This window comes from Synechococcus sp. PH41509 (assembly GCF_020514285.1).
Classification (GTDB): Bacteria; Cyanobacteriota; Cyanobacteriia; order PCC-6307; family Cyanobiaceae; genus Parasynechococcus.
Genome location: NZ_VTLD01000015.1, coordinates 1 through 13,912, shown reverse-complemented (window position 1 = coordinate 13,912; position 13,912 = coordinate 1). Strand labels below are relative to the sequence as shown.

Annotated in this window: 12 protein-coding genes; 5 read left to right on the top strand and 7 right to left on the bottom strand. The window is 59.5% G+C overall.

Features of this window, described 5'->3' with window-relative positions; genetic code table 11:
• The first annotated feature begins 20 nt into the window (after positions 1 to 20).
• Genes FZZ88_RS05670 through FZZ88_RS05660 form a run of 3 tightly spaced genes read left to right on the top strand, consistent with a single transcriptional unit; the run spans position 21 to position 2,772 of the window.
• Complete coding sequence (locus FZZ88_RS05670) at positions 21 to 317, top strand: NAD(P) transhydrogenase subunit alpha (protein ID WP_115025338.1); 297 nt, start codon at positions 21 to 23, stop codon at positions 315 to 317.
• Positions 317 to 1,738 carry an NAD(P)(+) transhydrogenase (Re/Si-specific) subunit beta gene (locus FZZ88_RS05665; RefSeq protein WP_115095226.1) on the top strand — a complete coding sequence of 474 codons (1,422 nt, stop codon included), beginning with the start codon at positions 317 to 319 and terminating at the stop codon, positions 1,736 to 1,738. Before FZZ88_RS05670 ends, FZZ88_RS05665 begins: the two co-directional genes overlap by 1 nt.
• Positions 1,738 to 2,772: an alpha/beta fold hydrolase gene (locus tag FZZ88_RS05660; protein WP_166017324.1), complete on the top strand. Its 1,035-nt coding sequence runs from the start codon at positions 1,738 to 1,740 to the stop codon at positions 2,770 to 2,772. The genes FZZ88_RS05665 and FZZ88_RS05660 overlap by 1 nt, the downstream gene beginning before the upstream one ends.
• Positions 2,773 to 3,037: 265 nt before the next feature.
• Here FZZ88_RS05660 and FZZ88_RS05655 read toward each other — a convergent pair whose 3' ends face one another.
• Positions 3,038 to 4,183, bottom strand: coding sequence for a fatty acid desaturase (locus tag FZZ88_RS05655; RefSeq protein ID WP_166017323.1), 1,146 nt, complete (start codon positions 4,181 to 4,183; stop codon positions 3,038 to 3,040).
• A gap of 599 nt (positions 4,184 to 4,782) precedes the next feature.
• On the bottom strand, positions 4,783 to 6,030 hold the full coding sequence (locus tag FZZ88_RS05645) for a 1-deoxy-D-xylulose-5-phosphate reductoisomerase (protein WP_166017321.1): 1,248 nt from the start codon (positions 6,028 to 6,030) through the stop codon (positions 4,783 to 4,785).
• Between the two features lie 79 nt (positions 6,031 to 6,109).
• Between FZZ88_RS05645 and FZZ88_RS05640 the strand changes: the two genes are divergently transcribed.
• The gene (locus FZZ88_RS05640; protein WP_166017320.1) at positions 6,110 to 7,429 is read left to right on the top strand and encodes a sodium-dependent transporter; all 1,320 of its coding nucleotides are present in this window, start codon (positions 6,110 to 6,112) and stop codon (positions 7,427 to 7,429) included.
• Here the strand turns inward: FZZ88_RS05640 and FZZ88_RS05635 are convergent.
• From FZZ88_RS05635 to FZZ88_RS05615, 5 genes are read right to left on the bottom strand one after another with little or no spacing between them, the layout of a single operon-like run.
• Positions 7,422 to 7,865 carry a DUF2721 domain-containing protein gene (locus FZZ88_RS05635; protein WP_166017319.1) on the bottom strand — a complete coding sequence of 148 codons (444 nt, stop codon included), beginning with the start codon at positions 7,863 to 7,865 and terminating at the stop codon, positions 7,422 to 7,424. The genes FZZ88_RS05640 and FZZ88_RS05635 overlap by 8 nt on opposite strands.
• Entirely contained in the window at positions 7,862 to 8,089 is a 228-nt protein-coding gene (locus FZZ88_RS05630; protein ID WP_166017318.1) for a hypothetical protein, read from the bottom strand. The genes FZZ88_RS05635 and FZZ88_RS05630 overlap by 4 nt, the downstream gene beginning before the upstream one ends.
• Before the next feature lie 37 nt (positions 8,090 to 8,126).
• Entirely contained in the window at positions 8,127 to 9,608 is a 1,482-nt protein-coding gene (gene cysS, locus FZZ88_RS05625) for a cysteine--tRNA ligase (RefSeq protein ID WP_166017317.1), read from the bottom strand.
• Between the two features lie 46 nt (positions 9,609 to 9,654).
• Positions 9,655 to 12,612: a DNA polymerase I gene (gene polA / locus FZZ88_RS05620; protein WP_166017316.1), complete on the bottom strand. Its 2,958-nt coding sequence runs from the start codon at positions 12,610 to 12,612 to the stop codon at positions 9,655 to 9,657.
• Between the two features lie 23 nt (positions 12,613 to 12,635).
• Complete coding sequence (locus FZZ88_RS05615; RefSeq protein WP_226423690.1) at positions 12,636 to 13,748, bottom strand: efflux RND transporter periplasmic adaptor subunit; 1,113 nt, start codon at positions 13,746 to 13,748, stop codon at positions 12,636 to 12,638.
• Between the two features lie 108 nt (positions 13,749 to 13,856).
• Here FZZ88_RS05615 and FZZ88_RS12220 point away from each other — a divergent pair.
• Positions 13,857 to 13,912, top strand: a 56-nt coding sequence (locus FZZ88_RS12220; RefSeq protein ID WP_370629768.1) for a GTPase, incomplete at its 3' end; no start/stop codon positions are given.

Genomic DNA, 13,912 nt, shown 5'->3' with positions numbered 1-13,912 from the left:
CTTACCCCAGGTGCCAACTGATGTTTGTTGAATTCCTTTGGGTTCTCCTGCTTGGCAGCCTGCTTGGGCTGGAGCTGATCGGCAAGGTCCCCCCCACCCTTCACACTCCGTTGATGAGTGGTGCCAATGCCATCTCGGGCATCACCGTCCTGGCAGCGCTCACCGCGATCATCAAGGCGGGCGATAACACCGTGGTGTTGCTGCTCGGCTCCGTCTCGCTGGGCTTTGCCCTGTTCAACGTGATCGGGGGCTTCCTCGTGACCGACCGCATGCTGGCCATGTTCAGCCGCAAGCCTGCTCGCAAGGAGAACCGCTGATGTCTGACCTTCTGAAATACGCGATTGAGCTGGTTGCGGTTCTTTTGCTGGCCCTCGGCATCAAGGGGCTCTCCAAGGTGCGTTCAGCCCGGGGTGCCAATCAGCTGGCGGCTGTGGCCATGGGCCTAGCGGTGCTTGGTCTGCTGATCAACTATCTCGGCACCACCGGCATCAGCAGCGCGGCCTGGGTCTGGATCATTGCCGGCACGCTGGTGGGTGGTGTGCTCGGAGCCATCACCGCCCAGCGGGTGCCGATGACCTCGATGCCAGAGACGGTCGCCCTCTTCAACGGCTGCGGAGGCATGTCCTCGTTGCTGGTGGCATTGGCTGCTGCGCTTTATCCGGTGGCCCTTGATGCGGCTGGCCCTGTGGCCGTGGTGTCCATCGTTGTGTCTGTCTTCGTGGGTGCGATCACCTTCACAGGCTCCATCGTGGCCATGGCCAAGTTGCAGGGCTGGCTTTCCACGCCTGCTTGGATGCAAAGCAAGGGCCGGCATGTCGTCAACATCGCGCTGGCGGTGGCATCCCTCGTGGGTGCCATTGAGATGCTGCGTAACGCTGATTCAGGCACGGGCCTCTGGCTTCTGATGGCGGCCTCCGGCCTGTTGGGCATCGGAGTGACGCTGCCAATCGGCGGGGCTGATATGCCCGTGGTGATTTCGCTGCTGAACAGCTATTCGGGTGTGGCTGCGGCCGCCGCCGGTTTCGTGGTGGGAAGCCAGTTGCTGATCGTGGCGGGTGCCATGGTCGGTGCCGCCGGCCTGATCCTCACCCAGGTCATGTGCAACGGCATGAACCGTTCTCTGGTGTCTGTTCTCTTTGGTGGAGCTCTTGGTGCGACCACTGCTACAGGCGGGGGTGGTGGCGAATACACCAACATCACCAGCTGCAGCGTCGAGGAATGCGCCCTCACCCTGGAGGCTGCTGAACGGGTGGTGATAGTTCCTGGTTATGGCTTGGCTGTGGCCCAGGCGCAGCACACGCTGCGGGAAGTGACCCGTGTGCTGGAAAGCGCCGGCATTGATGTGGCCTATGCCATCCACCCTGTGGCTGGTCGCATGCCCGGCCACATGAATGTGCTCCTGGCTGAGGCGGATGTGCCTTACGAGCAGCTCCAGGAGATGGATCAGATCAATCCCGAGTTCCCTGCCACTGATGTGGTGCTGGTGCTGGGCGCGAATGACGTGGTCAACCCCCAGGCCAAGAGTGATCCCAATTCGCCGCTATATGGCATGCCCGTGCTGGATGTGCAGGATGCACGCACGGTTTTCGTGGTGAAACGGGGCATGAGTGCCGGCTACTCCGGCATTAAGAACGATCTGTTCGAGCTCGCTAACACCTCGATGTTGTTTGGGGATGCGAAAAAGGTTCTTGGCGACCTCTTGGTGGAACTCAAAGATCTGGGTCTGGGCAAGAAGTGATGGGCCGCGGCGTGGATAACCCCCAGCTGCGTGAGCGGCTGGGGGTTGCTTCGTTTCAACAGCGCTGGCCGTGGATTGGTGGCGATCTGCAAACCCTGCGAGACACCCTGCGCGAGGTTGATCTTCCCCACGATCAAGGGGTTCCGATTCAAATTCCTGTGCCTGCCTTGCCCAGTGGGGCTGCCGCTGCTGGGGCCTTGTTGGCGCTGCTTGATCAGCCTGAAGGGGAAGCCAGAGGGCTGGTGTTGCTTCTGCACGGGCTGGGGGGATCCAGCTCTCGTGAAGGCCTAAGGCGGATGGGTGTGGTTTTGCAGGCTGCAGGTTTTGCAGTGCTGAGGCTGAATCTGCGCGGTGCTGATCCCGGCCGGCATCTGGCGGGTGGTACCTATGCAGCGCGCTGCAACAGTGACCTGCTGCCGGTGATTGCGCGGGCACGAGCGTTGGCGGCGGGACGCCCGCTGCTGGGGGCAGGCATCTCCTTGGGCGGCACGATGCTTCTCAATGCCTGTCTGGCATCGCCCGGTGTGCTCGATGGCCTTTTTTGTGCAAGCAGTCCGCTTGATCTGGCGGCCTGCAGTGCCTCGATCGAACGGCCGCGCAATCGGATCTATCAACGCTGGCTGCTCAAGCGGTTGGTGCGGCAGACCCTGGCAGATCCCTTTGGGGTGAGCAGCCAGGAGGAGTCCACGCTGCTTACGTCGCCACCACGTTCCATCCGTGCCTTCGACAGCGCCGTGACAGCTCCACGTTGGGGATTCTCGGATGTGGAGGCGTACTACCGCGAGGCCTCACCCCTTCAGCATCTGTTGTCGCATTGTGATGTGATGCCGCCCACGCTGCTGCTGCAGGCACTCGACGACCCCTGGGTTCCCGCTTCAGCTGCCATGGATCTGGCTGAGGGTTTGCCTCCCGAGGCTGGTATTCGCACATTGTTCACCCGAAAGGGGGGGCACAACGGATTTCACGGGCATGGCGGCTGCTGGGGTGATCAGTTGGCGGCAGCCTGGCTTGGCATGGTTGCTCGAGGTATTTGAACATCTGTTTTGTGGCTTGGTCTTGCGTCGAAATCGCTAAGGAGATGTCGGCTTAGATGCTATTAATCCTGAGCGACATATCGGTTATATCTGCAAAATCTACTTGCTTTTGCATGCTTTGATGTATAAGGATAAGGGTGGAAATTAAAAATATATGTGTTCTTGCTTCCGCTTTAGAACCCAGCCTCGAATTGAATGAATTGGATCTAGATTTGCTGGGTTTCTGTGGGTTTGCGAGAGTATTTCTAAATCCAGGTAAACCCACCTAGAAGTAAAACGCTTTGTCAGAGGGGTTTTGATAGACAGCTCCGCCGCATCTTGTCGCAATCCTCCAAAGAGCTTTATGGATTGGGGTGGGGTCGTATCGCACTAGCTCGGGAAATCTTTGCCTCAACAGATTTGTTCCGTGCCAAGCGTTGTAGTGGGGAATCGATGAATTGACGTGATGACAAACGTGAGTGGATCCGATCCCGTGGTGCAAAAGATTCAGGATGGGTCCGTAAGGGCGGTCAACCGTCTGAAGGGCTCCCTTCGGCCAAGACCATGTTTCATTTGAAAAATGAGGAATATCGCTATTCGTGTGTTGCAGCCAGGTGTATGTTGTCAGCCACATGTTGATTGCCATGTATGGCAATCCATACAGACAGAACACTCGAAGTGGGGAATATTGTATTGACGCTGCAATCAAGAAAGAAACCATGGCCAGCAAGCCAAGATTGGAACGGACCATCCATTTTTTGAATGTTTCAGGAAACAAGCGGCGCTTTCCGTTGGTGATTCGCTTGCCATTCCAAAAATGAGATGTAGGAGAGTCATACTCTTCCCCGCCAGTTGCTCCAAAAAATAGATAGAGCTGCCAGCCGATGACGAGATGGTTGAAGAGAGAGATAATCCCGAAGACGACGGGATGCAGGTTTTGCTTCAACTGTTCTGTGGTTTTTCCTAATGGTGACGTTGCCCTTGGCGGTACGTGGGTTTCTCCTTTCTCAAGGTGATTGCAGTGGGCGTGATGTACGGCATGGCTATGGGCCCAGCTGTAGTAAGGCACAAGGAGAATGCTATGGAGAGCAAACCCCACGCCCCCTTCGATCCGACGATTGGGGTGAAAGGCGTGATGGCCGCACTCATGGGCAATGACCCAGCAGCCCATCGCAATGGTGCCGGTAACAGCTCCATAGAGAAGCCACAAAGGTGTGGCTGCGGCAGAAAGTGGGATGAGCATTCCAACGCCAACTGCCAAGGCCGAAAGTCCGACTGACATCACCAAACTCATCCACGCCTTGATCGGGCTCAATTTGGAGAGCTCTGGTGGCAAGGTTTTCAGCAACTCCGCTTTTGTCGGATAGGCGGCTGATTTATAGGTGCGTTCAGAGGCCGTTTTTGTTGGTCTGATCGTTGCTGCAAATGCCAATCGAGAGCCTCAGGACAAGCGAGAAGTGATCAACGCTTAAGGTTTTCATCATAGTTGTTCGTCTCGCCAGCTGTGGGTGCTGTCGAGTGATAGATGCTGGTTACTGCTCTGGAGGTCCCCTCACTCAGTTGCCAGGCAAAAACTGGAGTATTTGATCAATTCTTCTTGCGCTTTTTTGTTACTTGCAGGAGCTATGGTGACGCTTGTTAGTGTATAGAATTATATACGCTAAGTTGTTATTTGTTCTGCGAAGGAAATATGTGTAGGGCCTAATGGTGTTTTTTTTAGGATCCATTCTTCGACGGGTTGTTGGTCAACAATGTGCTTTTGAATAATTTTTTTTATTCTGCTAGGCGACACTTCTGCGTACCAAATTCCGTCTGGCCAAACAACAAGAATGGGTCCACGCTCACACACCCTGAGGCAATCAACTTTGCTCCTTAGGACAATTCCTTCAGGGCGTTGCGTGTTTTCTAAGTCCAGCTCACGAACAACGCTTTTCAGTTCATTCCAGGTTTGTGAACCCAGGGCAGGATCGCAGCATTTGGCTTTGTTGGCGGTAGCGCAGAGCAGAAGGTGGTGACTGACCCGTTGCATGCTTAAGCGGCGAGAGCTCCCACGGGCAAGCGGGTCACACCCCGATCCACCTGTTCACGCACGGCGGTTCGGGCCCACTGATCCACCCGCAGCACATCGTCCAGTTGCGGCTCGGCCATCAAGTCGGGTTTATGCCGCTCACAGGCTGCCTCGATCACCGTTGGGATATCCAAGAAGTGAATTCTCTCCTCAAGGAACTGCGCCACGGCTTCTTCGTTGGCGGCATTCATTACCGCAGGCATCGTGCCACCAGCGCGACCGGCGGCATAGGCCAGTTCCATGCAGGGGTACTTGGCGGGGTCAGGTGCGCGGAAGGTGAGCTGGCCGATTTCGGTGAGATCCAGCCGGCGCCATGGCGTCTCCAGGCGAGACGGCCAGCTCAGGCAATAGAGGATCGGCAGCTTCATGTCGGGCCAACCCAGCTGGGCCAAGACTGACGAATCCGCCAGCTCGATCATGGAATGGATGATGCTCTGGGGATGGATCACGATCTCAATGTGGTCGTAATCCAGGCCGAACAAATAGTGGGCTTCGATCACCTCCAGGCCTTTGTTCATCAGGGAGGCTGAATCCACGGTGATCTTGCGGCCCATGCTCCAGTTGGGATGACTGGTGGCATCGGCCACGGTTGCCTTTTCCAGGTCAGCTGCCTTCCAGTCGCGGAAGGCGCCGCCGGATGCCGTTAGCTGAATCCGACGCAGACCCGGTGTGGGCACTCCTGTAGAAAGCCGTGCGTTTTCAGCCCAGGGGGTTCCCTGCAGGCACTGGAAAATGGCCGAGTGTTCCGAATCAGCCGGCAGCAGCCTGCTGCCGCTCTTCTTCAATTCCGGCAACACCACGGGTCCGGCAGCAATCAGCGTCTCCTTGTTGGCCAGGGCCAGGTCTTTGCCTGCTCGGACCGCCGCCAGGGTCGGTAACAATCCGGCGCAACCAACAATGCCCGTCACTACGAGGTCAGCGCTGTCCCATGCGGCAGCAACATTGAGGCCGTCAGCACCTCCAACCAGCTTCGGCGTATGGCTAGCTGCAACACCCGCATCCTTAAGACGCTCTTGCAGATCCTGCAGCAGATCGGCATCGGCCAGGGCCACCACCTCAGGGCGATGCCTCTGGATTTGTTGAACCAGAAGATTCAGGTTGCGGCCGGCCGTTAGTGCCACAACCCGGAACTGATCGGGGAATTCCTCAGCGATCTGAAGGGTCTGGGTGCCGATGGAGCCCGTGGATCCCAGCACGCTGATGGCTTTCACGCTGATCCGGCAGTTGCGACAAGTCTCCCACCAGGACTGTTAATCGCTGGCAAGCTGGCGCACAGCTTGTTGAGAGCGCATGGCGAAGGAACAGTGGAGATCGGGACTGGGCTTTGTCTTGGCGGCTGCGGGTAGTGCCGTTGGGCTGGGCAACCTCTGGGGCTTTGCCTACCGCGCATCTCAGGGGGGTGGCGGGGCCTTTCTGCTTCTTTATGTGGTGATTGTGCTCTTGGTCTGCCTGCCGGTGCTGGTGGCAGAAATGGTGCTGGGGCGCAGCACCGGCCAGAGCCCTCTTCTTGCGCCGGTGAAGGCGGCTGGTCGTCGCTGGCAGCCCATGGGCTGGCTGTTCGTGCTGGCTGCCAGTGGAATTCTTGCCTTCTATGCCGTGCTGATGGGCTGGACCGGGGCGACTCTTGTGCAGACCCTGACGCAGGGACTTCCTGCGGATATCGCCTCAGCCGAAGCATTTTTCGCGGGTCTCAGTGGCGGACGTTCCGCCTTGATCGGCCAGCTTCTGAGTCTGGTGGCGACTGCCGGCGTGGTGGCTGCCGGCGTGCGCGGAGGAATCGAGCGTTTGTCCCGCTGGGGCCTGCCACTGCTGTTCGTTCTGCTGATCGGCCTTGCGGTTTGGGCCGCTGGCCTTGAGGGCGCCTCGGAGGGCTACCGGACGTTCCTGCTGCGCTGGGATAACAGCCAGTTGCATGACCCAACCACGATTCGCAATGCCTTCACGCAGGCCTTCTTCTCGATTGGGACGGGAATCGGTTGCATCCTTGCCTATTCGGCCTATCTGAGCAGGCGCGCCCACCTGCCGCGGGAAGCCGTAGCGGTGGTTGGGATGGACACCGCTGTGGGATTGCTGGCCGGAATGGTCACCTTCCCCGTGGTGATGAGTTTTGGCCTTCAGGATGTGATCAGCGGCTCGACCCTGGGCACGATCTTTATCGCTTTGCCCACGGGGCTGGGGTCGCTTGGATCCACAGGCCAGGTGGTGGCTGTGCTCTTTTTCGCCTTGGCCCTCATTGCTGCAATCACCTCAGCTGTGTCGCTGCTCGAGGTGCCGGTGGCATGTCTGATCGATCGACTGGGTTGGAGTCGAGCTCGGGCCGTCTGGGTGTCCACGGCCTTGATCTTTGTGGCCGGGCTTCCGGCGGCCACCTCCATGGAGGTTCTGGGCTGGATGGACTCCGTGTTTGGGGGTTTATTGCTGATTCTTGGTGGGTTGCTTCTGGCGTTGTTGCTGGGTTGGGTGCTTCCGGATCGCTTTCAGGAGGAGCTCACCCATTCAGGTAGCCCACTCTGGTTGAAGCGCTTTCTGCTGGTGATGCTGCGTTGGATTTCGCCGCCTGTGATTGCCTTCGGTCTGGTGATTAGCGTGATCGACCTGATCTCTAGTTGAAGGATTCGCTGGGCCCGAAGGTGGCCTCCAACTGCTTTGAGGCGAGCGTGATCTCGCGCAGAAAGCAGATCGCTGCTGAGGTGAGCATCAGCATGGCGGCCACGAACAGCGGTGCCACAACCATCGAAAGGTTGATCTGCAGGGCAACCGACAGAAAAATCACGGCAACAACCGTTGAAATCAACAGGGTTGACAGGGTGAGAAGCCCAATGGCACGCACCACTAACCGCATGCGCTGACGAATCACCCTGAATTCAGCCTGCTCGTCGCAGTCCAGCTCCTGGCAGCGACGTTTCAGCTCTCTGGCTCGATCCACGCTGCGGCTCAACCGTCCCGACAGCACATTCATCATCGCCCCGATACCAGCCAGGAGAAACACCGGCGAAACCGAGAGCTGAATGGCTTTCAGCAGGGTCTCCGCTGGTGCCGCGCTCATGGCTCACCAGGGGGATTGAGCATGGATTCCATTTTGCGAATCCTCAGCAGCATCTTGTCCCATACCTCCGCTTTCCAGGCTTGCTCCGCATCGCCACTGGATTCAGCCAATTGCCGCTGAGTTGCGAGCTTGGCGTCGAGGTCTTCGCCCGCATCCAGGGCTTTCATCAGCTCCATTTCCAGCTTGGCGGTTTCCATGAAATTCAGCTTTTTCAGCCAGAGCATGGGGAGCGAGGTCGATGTGCTTTTCAGTCTGCCGGGATCAGGAGCGGATCCACTCCGTCACACCACCGGGTTTGTCGATCAGCTCCACACCCTTGGCAGCGAGCTCATCCCGGATCCTGTCGGCTTCTGCGTAGTCCTTCGCGGCTTTGGCAGCCTTTCTGTCTGCGATGGCCGCATCAATCGCGCTGTCATCGAGGCTCGAGGCCGCCTCTGCTTCTGTGCGCAGTCCCAACACCGCCGCCAGTTGGCGTAGGAGCTGCCAGCGACCCTGGAGGGCGTTCAACTCCGGCTCAGGCAGTGCGGCGTCCTCGCCCCGTTCCAGCCGGTTGGCAAGGGCCCGGAGGGGCTTGGCCAGATCGAACAGAACAGCCAGTCCCCCCGAGCTGTTGAGGTCATCGTCCATGGCGCTGATGAAGCGTTGCTCGAGCTCCACCAGGGCGGTGTCGGCTGGACCTTCATCGGCACTGACGGCTCCCTCCTGTAAGGGTGCCGCGCTGCTCCAGCCAAGACTTGCTCCATAACGACCGCCAAGACTGAGTGCTGCATTCAGCCCCTTCCAGCCGGTGGCCGCGGCGTCTAAGGCTTGAGCAGTGAAATCAAGGGGTTTGCGGTAGTGGGCCTGCAGCACAAACAGGCGCAGGGTCATCGGCGAGATTCCGCTGTCCAGCAAGGCGCGGATGGTGGTGAAGTTGCCGAGTGATTTCGACATCTTGGTGCCACCGACATTGACCATGCCGTTGTGCATCCACAACTTCGCCAGGGTGGCGCCGTTGGCGGTTTCCGACTGAGCGATCTCGTTTTCGTGGTGCGGAAACACCAGATCTCCGCCACCGAGGTGAATGTCGATGGTCTGCCCCAGTTCCTGGCGCACCATGGCTGAGCATTCGATGTGCCAGCCCGGGCGCCCTGGTCCCCAGGGGGAGTCCCAGCTGGGTTCACCGTCTTTGGCCCCTTTCCACAGCGCAAAATCAAAAGGATGACGCTTGCGGCTCTCCTCTCCATCGGCGGTGCGGCCGCTGGCTCCCTGCTGCTGGTCGTTGGGGTCACGGCCGCTGAGTTTGCCGTAATCCTTGGCTTTGGAAATGTCGAAATAGACATCACCATCTGAGCTGTAAGCGGCCCCTTTGGCCTCCAGTTCGCTGATCAGCGTCTGGATGCCGTCGATGCAGCAGGTGGCCCGTGGCATTCGGTCGGCCGGGAGGATATTCAGCCGGCCCATGTCGATCTCGAACGCTTCGATATTGCGTTCACTCACCGCCTGCATCGTGATGCCTTCCTCATTGGCGCGGTTGAGGATCTTGTCGTCGACATCGGTGTAGTTCTGGACGTAAGTGACGTCATACCCGCGCCAGATCAGATAACGGCGCAGCACATCCCAGTTGATGTAGCTGCGGGCATGGCCCAGGTGGCAGAGGTCATAGACCGTCACGCCGCAGCAATAGATGCTGGCCTTGCCCTCTTTGAGGGGCTCGAACGCTTCGGTGCGGCTGGTGAGGCTGTTGGTGAAGCGCAGGGACACAGCTGATCAGGAGCTCAGGATGAGGCTACGGCCTGTTCGGTTGCGTTTATTTCGCTTCCATCCAGTTCGCACCGACGCCGGTCTCCACCACCAAGGGCACAGTCAGCTCGACGGCCTGTTCCATGGTCTTCACCACCAGCTCTCGGAGGGCCTTCAAGGCATCCGGTGCGACTTCGAGCACCAGTTCGTCGTGCACCTGCAGCAGCAGTTGGGCCGGCAGCCCCTGACGCTGCAGGGCTGCTTGCAGCTGCACCATCGCCACTTTGATGATGTCGGCACTCGATCCCTGAATCGGAGCATTGGCCGCGGCCCGAAGTTGTTGAGCCTCCATGCCTCCGCGGCGGGCTACATCCAGATCGATCTCCAAGGGATCCTTGCCCAGCAGTCTGCCCAAACCATTGCGGTCAAAATGGAACGGGCGCCGGCGGCCAAGGATGGTTTCCACGTAGCCGCGGCTCAGGGCAAGACGTTCCTGCAGCTCCAGGAAGGCGAACACCTTCGGGTAGCGCTGCTTGTATTTGGCCAGGAAATCCTTGGCTTCGCTCTGGTTGACGCCGGTTTCCCGCGCGAAGCGCTGGGCCCCCATGCCGTAGATCACACCGAAGTTGATGGTCTTGCCGAGGCGGCGTTCATCCGGGCTGACCTTGTCTTTGTCCAACAGCAGCCTGGCGGTCAGCGCGTGCACGTCATCGCCGCTGCGGTAGGCCTCCTGCAGCACCTCTTCGCCCGAGAGGTGCGTGAGAATGCGCAGCTCGATCTGGGAGTAGTCAGCACTGAGAAGGGTCCAACCTTCCTGAGGCAGGAACGCCTTGCGGATGCGTCGGCTGTACTCGGTGCGCACTGGGATGTTCTGCAGGTTGGGGTTGCTGCTGCTCAGCCGGCCCGTCGCCGTCACCGCCTGGTTGAAATCGGTGTGGACACGACCTGTTTCCGCCTCCACCAATTGGGGCAGGGCATCGATGTACGTGCTCTTGAGCTTGCTGAGCACCCGGTGCTCCAGCACCAGCGGCACCACGGGGTGGTCATTGCCGAGTTTCTCCAGCACGGTGGCATCGGTGCTGAAGCCGGTCTTGGTTCGGCGGGATTTCTTGCGATCCAGCCCCAGGGTGTCGAACAGCAGTTCCCCCAGCTGCTTGGGTGAGGCCAGGTTGAACTCAACGCCGGCGGCTTCTTTGGCTTCGGATTCCAACCGCTGCAGGGTGGTTCCCATTTCCTCCGAGAGGCCCTGGAGGTAGGGCACATCGATCCGGATTCCGGTGGACTCCATGAGGGCCAGCACCGGTTCCAGGGGCTGCTCCACCTGTTCGAGCAGCGGCAGCAGCTGGGGACCCATTCCCTCCAGCTGACTGTGAAGCAGCAGTGCCAGACGGCGGGTGACGTGAACGTCCATGCCGCAGTACAGGCTGGCGGGCTCCAGCGGGACATCGGCGAAGGTTTGTTTTTTGCCCACCAGATCCGTGAAGGAGGTGGGCTGCAAGCCAAATTCCCGCTCCGCCATCAGCTCCAGGCCATGTTTGGCTGCTGCATCCCGTAAGTAATCCGCCAGCAGCGTGTCGATCACAACACCCTCCAGGGCAACGCCGTGTCGCAGCAGGATCAAGCGGTCGTATTTGGCGTTTTGAAGGGTTTTGGGGTGGGTGTTGCTGGCCAGCCAAGGAGCGAGGGCGGTGAGCACTGTTTCCAACGCCAGCTGCTCAGGGCTGCTGTCTTCGGTGCCCTTGTGCCCCAGCGGGATGTAGGCCAGCGCGTCCAGGGCCTCGTCCCAGCAAATGCCGATGCCCACCAGCTCAGCCCGAAAGGGGTTGAGGTCGGTGGTCTCCGTGTCGAGGGCGACAGGCTGGGTGCTGTCGGTGCAGGCCATCAGCCTCTGCACCAGTGCATCCAGGGCTGCTTCGGTTTGGATCAGCTGGGGTTTCAGGGCGGGCAGCCCCACCTCCTCGTCTGTCGCCTGTTCGGCCGCGGCACCGGCAGTCGGCTGTTCTGAGGGGGTTGGTCGGGTGGTCTTGGCAGCAGCGGCCTCCGCGTTGACCCTGTAACCACCTTCTGAAAAGGCCGCCACAAAGCTCCCTACCTGGCGCAGCAGGCTGTTGAGCTCGAGGTCTTCCAGGCAACTCCTCAGGCCGTCGCCATCCACCGAAGACAACGGCAAGCTTGGTTCCTTGGGGAGAGGAACATCCACAAGAATCTCGGCCAGCTTGCGCGAGAGATAGGCGTTGTCATGGTCTGAGCGCAGTTTTCCCTTGAGTGCTCCCTTGATGGCTCCTCGACTGGCTTTCGGCCCTTCCGCTTCCACCTGCTCGAGGGTGGCGTAGACCGCGTCGAGATCGCTGTTCTCCTTGAGCAGGTTGATCGCCGTTTTCGGGCCCACACCGCGCACTCCGGGGATGTTGTCGGAGCTGTCCCCGGTCAGAGCTTTCAGGTCCACCACCTTGTCCGGCATCACGCCGAGCTTGCCGAGCACCCCCTCTTCACGAATCAGCATTGGGCCACTGCTTTTGGCATAGGGGCCTCCGCCCATGTACAGCACCGCGATGTCGCGGCTGTCATCCACCAGCTGAAACAGGTCGCGGTCCCCAGACAGAATCCGAACGCCCCAGCCCGTATCGGCTGCTCGGTTTGCCAGGGTCCCCAGAACATCGTCAGCTTCAAAGCCCGGTGCGATGCAGAGGGGGAGCTGCAGGTGCGTTTCCAGGATCTGCTGCAACTGCTCAAGGTCCTGGAAGAACACCTCAGGGGCTACATCCCGATGGGCCTTGTAGTTGGCGTCTGCCTTGTGGCGAAAGGTGGGCTCGGCCGTATCGAAGGCGATCGCGACGCCTTCAGGCTTCAGGGATTTGCTGTTGTCTAAAAGGGCTTTGAGAAAGCCATAGGTCACGCTGGTCGGCCTGCCGTCTTTGGTCGCTAGGCCACCCTCACCTCCCTTGCTGAAGGCGTAGAAGCTGCGGAATGCCAGGGAGTGGCCATCCACAAGCAACAGGAGGGGCTTGGCGGTGGCCTCAGGCATGACGGTGTTGAAAATTTGGTGGATTAATCGCGGCGATCAGCCCAGGGAGGCAGATCGATGAACACGCGGGTTCCTGACTCAAGACCGTTCAGGATCGCAGTCTGGTCGCCGCTGCTGTTGCCCAGCTCCACCGGCTGGAAACGTGGTTTCTGGTTCTCATCCACAAGCAAAACGCCCGGTTTGCCCTCCTCCGTCACGATTGCCACGGTGGGCACCAGGAGTTTCGGTGCACTGCGCCCAGTTTGAAAATTGATGTCGGCAGTCATGCCGATCAGCAGTTTTTTGGGCGGATTGACGAAGTTCAGCTTCACTTCGAAGGAGGTGACGTTGTCTTCTTTCTCAGCGCGGGGGGCAATTTCACTCACCCGTGCGGAGAAGCGTTCATCGGGGAAGGCGTCAACGCGGATCTCGGCGTTCTGGCCAGTCACGATGCGTCCGATGTCGCTTTCCGGAACGCGGGCGCTGACTTCCAATCCCTGCGACAGCTCAACAATCGACGCGCTGGTGGCACCTGCAGTTGCCGAGGCGGCGGTGGTGGGGGTTACAAACGATCCAGGTTCTGTGTAGCGCGCGGTGATGGTGCCGGCGAAGGGCGCGCGGATTCTCTGATCACGGCTCTCCTGTTCCAATTGCTCTAGACGTTCTCGAGCTGCAGCCAGGCCCGCCTGTCGGGCCAGCATCTCGAAGCGCACGTCGCTGAAGTCGTCAGCGCTGATCACGCCATTGGCATACAGCTGGCTACGACGGTCGAAATCCTCTTTTTTGGTCTGGAAGTTGGCGTCCGCCTGGCGCAGCAGAGCCTGCCTCTCTTGCAACCGATCCTCGAGATCCGCTTGATCCATCACCGCCAGCACCTGGCCTTTCTCCACCGCATCGCCTTCATCCACAAGCAGTTCATCGAGCACCCCCTGCTTGCGCGGACTCACGTTCACCTTCTGCTGGGCCTGCAGTTCGCCGCTGGCGGTAATGACCCCTGAGAGAACGCCCCGCTCGGCAGTGGTGGTGAACGGCGTCAAGTCCCGCTGACGGTTGCTCCAGGGACCGAACCGCAGGAGCAGCACTCCCCCACCGCAGAAGGCAAGCACCAGCAGCCCAACCATCACTGCTTTGGGCCGCTTGGATCTTCCTTTCGCCATTGATGCAAGCTCGGCCTCAGGAGATTGGGACGCAGGGGAGCGCAAGGACTGCAGCATGGGCCCACAAAACTTCACAACAGTCTCGCCGTTGGCCGGTAGATTCCGCCGATGCTCAAAGCCGGAATTGTCGGATTGCCCAATGTGGGCAAGTCCACCTTGTTCAA

What these genes read in the sequence shown, in the direction of transcription:
- FZZ88_RS05635 (WP_166017319.1), bottom strand. Translation starts at nt 7,865, where the DNA reads ATGAGCGCGGCACCAGCGGAGACCCTGCTGAAAGCCATTCAGCTCTCG.
- FZZ88_RS05665 (WP_115095226.1), top strand. Translation starts at nt 317, where the DNA reads ATGTCTGACCTTCTGAAATACGCGATTGAGCTGGTTGCGGTTCTTTTG.
- FZZ88_RS05640 (WP_166017320.1), top strand. Translation starts at nt 6,110, where the DNA reads ATGGCGAAGGAACAGTGGAGATCGGGACTGGGCTTTGTCTTGGCGGCT.
- FZZ88_RS05615 (WP_226423690.1), bottom strand. Translation starts at nt 13,748, where the DNA reads ATGGCGAAAGGAAGATCCAAGCGGCCCAAAGCAGTGATGGTTGGGCTG.
- FZZ88_RS05660 (WP_166017324.1), top strand. Translation starts at nt 1,738, where the DNA reads ATGGGCCGCGGCGTGGATAACCCCCAGCTGCGTGAGCGGCTGGGGGTT.
- FZZ88_RS05630 (WP_166017318.1), bottom strand. Translation starts at nt 8,089, where the DNA reads ATGCTCTGGCTGAAAAAGCTGAATTTCATGGAAACCGCCAAGCTGGAA.
- FZZ88_RS05670 (WP_115025338.1), top strand. Translation starts at nt 21, where the DNA reads ATGTTTGTTGAATTCCTTTGGGTTCTCCTGCTTGGCAGCCTGCTTGGG.
- polA (WP_166017316.1), bottom strand. Translation starts at nt 12,612, where the DNA reads ATGCCTGAGGCCACCGCCAAGCCCCTCCTGTTGCTTGTGGATGGCCAC.